The 8754-nt window shown below is 61.0% G+C and carries 6 protein-coding genes, 3 tRNA genes and 2 pseudogenes; all 11 read left to right on the top strand.

The annotated features are described in order from the left end of the window. Positions 1 to 78, top strand: a pseudogene (locus ACQKP4_RS19545) (hypothetical protein); the annotation flags it as partial. Between the two features lies 1 nt (position 79). Further along, positions 80 to 265, top strand: a pseudogene (locus ACQKP4_RS19540) (CvpA family protein); the annotation flags it as partial. Between the two features lie 41 nt (positions 266 to 306). Beyond that, on the top strand, positions 307 to 1812 hold the full coding sequence (gene purF / locus ACQKP4_RS19535) for an amidophosphoribosyltransferase (protein WP_427635274.1): 1506 nt from the start codon (positions 307 to 309) through the stop codon (positions 1810 to 1812). A 64-nt stretch (positions 1813 to 1876) separates the two neighbouring features. Further along, positions 1877 to 3088 (top strand): O-succinylhomoserine sulfhydrylase, encoded by a 1212-nt coding sequence (locus tag ACQKP4_RS19530; RefSeq protein ID WP_427635273.1) that lies wholly within the window; start codon positions 1877 to 1879, stop codon positions 3086 to 3088. Then, positions 3085 to 3861, top strand: a complete 777-nt coding sequence (locus ACQKP4_RS19525; RefSeq protein WP_427635272.1) for an SDR family oxidoreductase — start codon at positions 3085 to 3087, stop codon at positions 3859 to 3861. Before ACQKP4_RS19530 ends, ACQKP4_RS19525 begins: the two co-directional genes overlap by 4 nt. 282 nt (positions 3862 to 4143) lie before the next feature. Continuing rightward, positions 4144 to 4219: transfer RNA gene (locus ACQKP4_RS19520), tRNA-Val, on the top strand. Positions 4220 to 4274: 55 nt separating this feature from the next. Next, positions 4275 to 4351: transfer RNA gene (locus tag ACQKP4_RS19515), tRNA-Asp, on the top strand. Positions 4352 to 4443: 92 nt separating this feature from the next. Beyond that, positions 4444 to 4520, top strand: a tRNA-Asp gene (locus tag ACQKP4_RS19510). Between the two features lie 249 nt (positions 4521 to 4769). Further along, entirely contained in the window at positions 4770 to 5279 is a 510-nt protein-coding gene (locus tag ACQKP4_RS19505; RefSeq protein ID WP_427635271.1) for a sigma-70 family RNA polymerase sigma factor, read from the top strand. Beyond that, on the top strand, positions 5276 to 6220 hold the full coding sequence (locus ACQKP4_RS19500; protein ID WP_427635270.1) for a FecR domain-containing protein: 945 nt from the start codon (positions 5276 to 5278) through the stop codon (positions 6218 to 6220). The genes ACQKP4_RS19505 and ACQKP4_RS19500 overlap by 4 nt, the downstream gene beginning before the upstream one ends. Before the next feature lie 67 nt (positions 6221 to 6287). Beyond that, the gene (locus tag ACQKP4_RS19495) at positions 6288 to 8690 is read left to right on the top strand and encodes a TonB-dependent siderophore receptor (protein ID WP_427635269.1); all 2403 of its coding nucleotides are present in this window, start codon (positions 6288 to 6290) and stop codon (positions 8688 to 8690) included. Positions 8691 to 8754 lie beyond the last annotated feature (64 nt).

Below are 8754 nucleotides of genomic sequence, written 5' to 3'. Positions count from 1 at the left end.
CTTCCGATCTCCGCCGGTTATGCCATCTACGGTCCGCAGACCATGTTGGTGCTGACGCTGGGTCACGGCGTGAAAGGAGGGGCCGGTACAGCAGGACGGGTGGTGGAAAGAGTCACAGCTCGTGCCAAAATTTCTATTGGTCGCAGATTGGTCCAAAAACCTGATCCTTGGGTGGAGCAGTCAGTGGCTTGCCAGCGGTATCAGCGTACCCGCTGAAATACCGTTCAAGGAGCACCTCTTGCCGACGGCCAAAACGCCTCAGTGAGATGTGTTCAGTTCAGATCCATTAAGTAGGGGTTGCGTCGCATGTGTGGCATCGTCGGTATCGTCGGTAAGTCGAACGTCAATCAGGCGCTGTATGACGCGCTAACCGTCCTCCAGCACCGCGGCCAGGACGCTGCCGGTATTGTCACCAGCCATGATGGCCGGTTATTCCTGCGCAAGGACAATGGTCTGGTGCGTGACGTGTTCCACCAGCGTCACATGCAGCGCCTCGTCGGGCACATGGGCATTGGCCATGTGCGTTACCCGACCGCAGGCAGCTCGACCTCGGCCGAAGCTCAACCGTTTTACGTCAACTCGCCTTACGGCATCACCCTGGCGCACAACGGCAACCTGACCAACGTTGAACAGCTGGCCAAGGAGATTTACGAATCTGACCTGCGCCACGTCAACACCAACTCAGATTCGGAAGTGCTGCTCAACGTGTTCGCCCACGAACTGGCCCAGCGCGGCAAGTTGCAGCCGACCGAAGAAGACGTATTCGCTGCCGTCACCGACGTGCACAACCGTTGCGTCGGTGGTTACGCGGTCGTGGCGATGGTGACCGGTTACGGCATCGTCGGTTTCCGCGACCCGCACGGCATTCGTCCGATCGTCTTCGGCCAGCGTCACACCGACGAAGGCGTCGAGTACATGATCGCCTCCGAAAGCGTGTCCCTGGACGTGCTCGGTTTCACCCTGATTCGCGACCTGGCACCGGGCGAAGCGGTCTACATCACTGAAGACGGCAAACTGCACACCCGTCAGTGCGCGACCAACCCGTCCCTGACCCCGTGCATTTTCGAACACGTCTACCTGGCGCGTCCGGATTCGATCATCGACGGCGTGTCGGTCTACAAGGCCCGTCTGCGCATGGGCGAGAAGCTCGCCGAGAAAATCTTGCGCGAGCGTCCTGATCACGACATCGACGTGGTCATCCCGATTCCGGACACCAGCCGCACCTCGGCCCTGGAGCTGGCGAACCACCTGGGCGTCAAGTTCCGCGAAGGTTTCGTGAAGAACCGCTACATCGGCCGCACCTTCATCATGCCGGGCCAGGCCGCACGGAAAAAATCCGTACGCCAGAAGCTCAACGCCATCGAACTGGAATTCCGCGGCAAAAACGTAATGCTGGTGGACGACTCGATCGTTCGCGGCACCACGTGCAAGCAGATCATTCAGATGGCCCGTGAAGCCGGCGCCAAAAACGTTTATTTCTGCTCCGCGGCCCCGGCCGTTCGCTACCCGAACGTCTACGGCATCGATATGCCGAGCGCACACGAACTGATCGCCCACAACCGTTCGACCCAGGACGTGGCTGACCTGATCGGCGCCGACTGGCTGATCTATCAGGACTTGCCTGACTTGATCGAAGCGGTGGGTGGCGGCAAGATCAAAATCGACAAGTTCGATTGCGCAGTGTTTGACGGCCAGTACGTCACCGGCGACGTCGACGAGGCTTATCTGAACAAGATCGAGCAGGCACGCAACGATGCCTCCAAGGTCAAGACACAGGCAGTCAGCGCGATCATTGATCTGTATAACAACTGAGTAACTACCGGCCCTGAGGGGCCGGTTTTGTATCTACCAAAAGAGCAAGGCAAGGAGTGACAGCATGAGTCAGGATTGGGATGCCGGTCGGCTGGACAGCGACCTCGATGGCGTAGCGTTCGATACCCTGGCCGTACGCGCCGGTCAGCACCGTACGCCGGAAGGCGAACACGGTGATCCGATGTTCTTCACGTCCAGCTACGTCTTCCGTACCGCAGCCGATGCGGCGGCACGCTTTGCCGGGGAAGTGCCGGGCAACGTTTATTCGCGCTACACCAACCCGACCGTGCGCGCGTTCGAAGAGCGCATTGCCGCGCTGGAAAGCGCCGAGCAAGCCGTGGCGACTGCCACCGGCATGGCGGCGATCCTGGCCGTGGTCATGAGTCTGTGCAGCGCCGGCGACCATGTACTGGTCTCGCGCAGCGTATTCGGTTCGACCATCAGCCTGTTCGAAAAGTACTTCAAGCGCTTCGGCATTGAAGTCGATTACGTACCGCTGGCGGACTTGTCCGGCTGGGAATCGGCGATCAAGGCCAACACCAAGTTGCTGTTCGTCGAGTCGCCTTCGAACCCGCTGGCCGAGCTGGTGGATATCGCCGCGCTGGCGCAAATCGCTCACGCCAAGGGCGCGATGCTGGTGGTTGACAACTGCTTCTGCACGCCTGCCTTGCAGCAACCGCTGAAATTGGGCGCGGACATCGTCGTGCACTCGGCCACCAAGTTCATTGATGGCCAGGGCCGTTGCATGGGTGGCGTGGTCGCCGGTCGCAGCGAGCAGATGAAAGAAATCGTCGGTTTCCTGCGCACCGCCGGGCCGACGCTTAGCCCGTTCAACGCCTGGATTTTCCTCAAGGGCCTCGAAACCCTGAACCTGCGGATGAAGGCGCATTGTGCCAACGCCCAGCAACTGGCCGAGTGGCTGGAGCAGCAGGACGGTATAGAAAAGGTTCACTACGCCGGCCTCAAGAGCCATCCGCAGCACGAGTTGGCCCAGCGTCAGCAGAAAGGCTTCGGTGCGGTAGTCAGTTTTGAAGTCAAGGGCGGCAAAGAAGGCGCCTGGCGCTTTATCGATGCGACCCGCCTGATTTCGATCACCGCCAACCTCGGTGATACCAAGACCACCATCACCCATCCGAGCACCACTTCTCACGGCCGCCTCGCGCCGCAAGAACGTGAAGCGGCGGGCATTCGCGACAGCCTGATCCGCATTGCGGTCGGTCTGGAAGACGTGGCTGACCTGCAAGCCGATCTGGCGCGCGGTCTGGCTGCGTTGTGATCGAGTTGTCCACGCCGACCACTGGCACCCATGGCCGCGTCGCACTGGTAACCGGTGCGGCGCGTGGCATCGGGTTGGGGATCGCGGCCTGGCTGATCAGCGAAGGCTGGCAGGTGGTGTTGACCGATCTCGACCGCGAGCGCGGTTCTAAAGTCACCAAGGTGCTGGGCGATAACGCCTGGTTCATCGCCATGGACGTGTCGAACGAAGGGCAGGTGGCATTGGGCGTTGCCGAAGTGCTGGGGCAATTTGGCCGTCTGGATGCGCTGGTGTGCAACGCGGCCGTGGCCGATCCGCACAACATCACGCTGGAAAGTCTCGATCTGGCCTATTGGAATCGGGTACTGGCGGTGAACCTCAGTGGGCCGATGCTGTTGGCCAAGCACTGTGCGCCGTATCTGCGTGCTCACAACGGGGCGATCGTCAATCTGGCCTCGACCCGCGCCGGGCAGTCCGAACCCGATACCGAAGCTTACGCGGCGAGCAAGGGCGGGCTGTTGGCCCTGACTCACGCGTTGGCGATCAGTCTCGGGCCGGAAATCCGGGTGAATGCGGTCAGTCCCGGCTGGATCGATACGCGGGATCCGTCCGCGCGACGCGCCGAGCCGCTGAGCGATGCCGATCATGCGCAGCATCCGGCGGGCAGGGTAGGGACGGTTGAAGACGTCGCTTCGATGGTGGCGTGGTTGCTGTCGAAGAATGCCGGGTTTGTCACGGGCCAGGAGTTTGTGGTCGATGGTGGCATGACCAAGAAGATGATTTACAGCGAGTAGCCGTAACGACCTGGCCTGCATTGATGTTGGCCGGGCGGCCGTCTTCGCGAGCAAACCCGCTCTCACACAGGCTCTGTGTCGTGCGCGCCTCTGTTTGGCACCGACAATCAACTGTAGGAGCGGGCTTGCTCGCGAAAGCGGTCTGACTGCACAAGCGTGATGGTGGCGCTTGGCAACAACTTGCCGAATGACACGATTTTGTCTTTTTCAGAAAAACTTCAATCCTGCTATTGACTTAGGTTCGGTACCTGCGTAAATTTCGCGGCCTCGGAGATGCAAAGCGGGTGATTAGCTCAGCTGGGAGAGCGTCTGCCTTACAAGCAGAATGTCGGCGGTTCGATCCCGTCATCACCCACCACTTCCGAGAGTCTTGCGAAAGCAAGATGGAAGCTTTTAAAAGCCTCCACCGACGCGCAGCGGTAGTTCAGTCGGTTAGAATACCGGCCTGTCACGCCGGGGGTCGCGGGTTCGAGTCCCGTCCGCTGCGCCATATTTTCCGAGTCAGGTTTACCTGGCTCGAGATTGAAAAGCCTCGAAGCTTTCAATCAGACGAGTTACTTGAGCGCAAGCTCAAAGCGATACGCAGCGGTAGTTCAGTCGGTTAGAATACCGGCCTGTCACGCCGGGGGTCGCGGGTTCGAGTCCCGTCCGCTGCGCCATATCTGCTTCAAGGCCCACTGAACGCCTTAAAGCTACAAAGAAAGCCACTGGCTAACTTTGAGTCGATAGCAAAGACCCTGGTCGAGAGACCGGGGTTTTTTGTGTCTGAAATTTGGCTTTGCCGCTTCTGGCGTCCTGCCGATCCAACCTTTCTGCTCCGCCGACGCATAAAGGGCTTCCTTCGTGGCGTCGACATTAATTAGAATCACTCTCATTTACGATAACTCCTTGGCACAGGGCTTCTTGAGATGAGTGACGCAACGATGCCGAAGGAGCAGACCTTCCACGACCTGTACCGCGATCACCGCGGCTGGCTGGAAAGCTGGTTGAGAAGGCGCATGGGCAATGGCTGTGATGCCGCGGACCTGAGCCAGGATACGTTCCTGCGATTGCTCGCCAGCTCGCAACGGATCGCCGACCTTCAGGAACCCCGCGCCTATCTGCTGACCGTCGGCAAACGCCTGCTGAGCAATTTCTACCAGCGCCGCAGCCTCGAGCAAGCCTACCTGGCCGCGCTGGCGGCGATGCCGGAAGACTGCGCGCCATCCCCCGAGACGCGTTGGCTGTTGCTGGAAACCCTGCAAGCCCTCGACGAACTGCTCGACGGGCTGCCAAGAGCGGTGCGCCGCGCCTTTCTCTGGAGTCAACTCGAAGGCCTCACCTACCAGCAAATCGCCGAACGGCTAGAGGTCTCGGAGCGCACGATCAAGCGCTACATGGCGCAAGCCTACGAGCATTGTCTGTTGGTGGACCTGTGAACAGCCCGACACACGATGTCCGTCAGGCCGTGCGCGCTGCCGCGCAGTGGCTGTCCTTGCTGGAATCTGGCCATGCCAACGAGCAAGATTGGGCCAATTTGCAGCGCTGGCGCGATAGCTGCGCCAGTCACGAGCATGCCTGGCAAAAGGCCCAGGCCTTGCGCCAACGGTTTACCGAACTGCCGTCAGCGTTGGCGCTCAAGAGCCTGGACCGTCCCGACCCAGGTCGGCGTGTGGTGCTCAAGCGTGCCTTGGGTGCGGTGGCGTTGGTGCCGGCTGCGTGGTTGATCAGTCGCCAGTTGCCGCTGGAGGTCTGGCGGGCCGACCTGCACACCGCCACCGGCGAGCGCAAAAAAGTGCAGCTCGCCGATGGCAGCGCTTTGCAGCTCAACACGGCCAGCGCCGTTGACGTCGATATGCAAAACCGTCGGCTGAAACTGATCGAAGGCGAGATGTCGCTGAAGGTGCCAGGCGCTTCACCGCTGACAGTCCAGACCCGATTCGGTCAGATTCTCGTCAGTCAAAGCGAGGTCTGTGTCCGTCAGGAGGCGAATGGTTGCCGGGTTTCGGTCTACAACGGTGCCGTGCAATTGCAGCCCTTGCGAGGGGCGGCGCTGACCTTGCGCAGCGGCCAGCAGATCGACCTGCAAGCCTCGGGCGCCGGTGCGATCGGCCCGTTCGACGCGTCGGCGCCGGGCTGGCGTGAGGGCGTGTTGATGGCGAAAGATCAGCCATTGGGCGATTTCCTGCGCGAACTCAGCACTTATCGACCGGGCGTGCTGCGTTGGGAGCCAGCGCTGGAAACGCTGCGAGTCACCGGCAGTTTCCGCCTCGACGACACTGATCGGGTACTGGCATTGCTGGCCGTCAGCCTGCCGCTGGAGGTGCATTCCCGGACCCGCTATTGGGTCACACTGACGCCGCGCAAAAATAGTGTGTGAAGCCTGTCCCCTTTTTTCGGCTCGCTTGTCATTCAAGGCATGTGAACGAATCAAGAGAGCTTCTTCAATGCCCGTAGTCACGTCTTTCAGTTTGCGTCCGTTGTTGCGCCTGAGCCTGTTGGTCAGCTTGAGTGCGAGTCCGCTGTTCATTCCCGTCAGTTGGGCCGAAGACAGTAGCCGCCGCAGTTATCAGGTGCCGGCCGGCAGCCTGAGCGATGCGCTGACCCGTTTCGCCGGTCTGGCCGGCGTCAATCTCTCGGTTGATCCGGCGCTGGTGAGCGGTCGCAGCAGCGCCGGCCTGTCCGGTGAGTTTGCGGTGGAGGAGGGCTTCGCCCGACTGTTGCAGGGTTCCGGGCTGCAACTGCAACCGGTGGGCGAGCAGGCTTACATCCTGACCCCGGCGCCCGACGGCAGCACCCTGCATTTGGCGCCTACCTCGATTCTCGGTGCCACCGCTGACGCGGATGACCCCGCGTACGCCGGCGGCCAGGTAGCGCGTCGCGGTTCGCAAGGCTTGCTCGGCTCCAAAGATTTCATGGACACGCCGTTCAGCATGACCACCTACACCAGCGAGGCAATTGAGAATTTGCAAGCTCGCACCTTGGGCGATCTGGTCGCCAGCGATCCCTCGGTTCGCGCCACCAACCCGGCGGGCGGGCGTTATGAGCAGTTCACCATTCGCGGGCTCAGCCTGTTCAACAGCGACGTTTCCTACAACGGTCTCTACGGCGTGCTGCCGACCTACACGATCGACATGGAAATGGCCGACCGCGTCGATATCCTCAAAGGCCCGAGCCAACTGATCAACGGCATCTCGCCGCGCGGCAGTGTCGGCGGCGGCATCAACGTGGTGCCCAAGCGCGCGACCGACGCGCCCATCACCTCGTTCACCGGCAGCTATGCCTCCGACAGTCAGGTCGGTGGTGCCGTGGATGTGGGCCGGCGCTTCGGTGAAGACAACAAGTTCGGCATCCGTTTCAACGGCGTGAAGCAGTCCGGCGACACCGAATGGGATCACCAGAGTATCGACCGCGAAATGGCCGTACTGGGCCTGGATTTTCGCGGTGAGCGCCTGCGCCTCTCCACTGACATCGGGCGCACCGAGCGCGATACCGACGCCCCGCAAGAGCGCGTGCAGGTTGGCGCCAACGCGCAGGTTCCGCATGCCAACGATGTGCGGCACAACTACGCGCAACCCTGGAGCAAAGCGAGTACCAACGATACGTTCGGTACGGTGAACGGTGAGTTCGACGTCAGCGATTCGGTCATGCTGTACGGCGGCGTGGGCGCGCGTAAAAGCAATCATGACTTCCTGCGCCATGCCGTTGCGGTCACCAACGACGCTGGCGATTTCAGCGTTTTGCCCCGTGACTTCACCCGCGACGAAAATGTCCGGACGGCCAGGGCGGGCGTGCGCAACTGGTTTCATACCGGCCCGGTAAGCCATGAGGTCAATCTGGCGGCGAGTTACTTCTACATGGACTTCGAAAACGGTGGCGCACGGTATGCCGCAGCCCCGAGCAATCTTTACGACCCGGTGGAAACACCGACCCCCGGCAGACCCACTCGATTCGATTCGAAGGTCTACACCGAGAACCGCTTCAGCGGCGTGGCGTTGTCCGACACTCTGGGCTTTTTCGATGACCGGCTGCTGCTGACCCTCGGCGCTCGCTGGCAGCGCGTGAAGGTCGACGACTGGTCGGACGATGTCAAAGGTGACACCGCCTATGACGAGGAAAAGGTTTCGCCGTCGGGCGGCATCCTGTTCAAGGCCACCGACAAACTGTCGCTGTACGCCAACTACATGGAAGGCCTGAGCCAGGGCAAGATCGCGCCGTCGACCTCGATCAACGAGGACGAGATTTTCCCGCCGTTCATCAGTCGGCAAGTCGAGGTCGGCGCCAAGTACGACGCGGGCGCATTCGCGGTGACCGCTGCGGTGTTCCGGATCAAGCAGCCGGCGTACGAGACCAACGCCACCACGCGGCTCTTTGGCCCGAACGGCAAACGGCAAAACGACGGTGTGGAAGTGAGTGTGTTCGGTGAGCCGATTCAGGGTTTTCGCCTGCTCGGTGGCGTCATGTACATCGACAGCGAGTTGACCAACACCACCAACGGCACCTTTGATGGCAATCGCGCGCCGGCGACACCGAAATACAACGTCAACCTGGGCGTCGAATGGGACGTGCCGACCGTTCAGGGCCTGACCCTGACCAGCCGCGGCATCTATTCCAGCTCGCAGTTTCTGGACCAGTCCAATAACAAGCAAATCGACTCCTGGGAGCGTTTTGACGTGGGGGCGCGTTATGCATTCAGGGTCGACGAAAAGACCATCACCCTGCGTGGCAATATCGAAAACGTGGCAGACAAACGCTTCTGGAGTTCGGCCGGGGCCTCGGATGACAGCGAGCCCGGTTTGACGCTGTCGACCCCGCGAACGTACCTCCTTTCGGCAACTGTCGACTTCTGAGCCGCTCGCGCCTGCAATAAATCTGTAGCCGCTGTCGAGCCGAAAAAGCTCGACAGCGGCTAGC

Source organism: Pseudomonas sp. NPDC086278, from assembly GCF_050280905.1.
GTDB lineage: Bacteria > Pseudomonadota > Gammaproteobacteria > Pseudomonadales > Pseudomonadaceae > Aquipseudomonas.
Note: the sequence above shows the minus strand (reverse complement) of the source record. Positions and strands in the feature narration are given on the sequence as shown.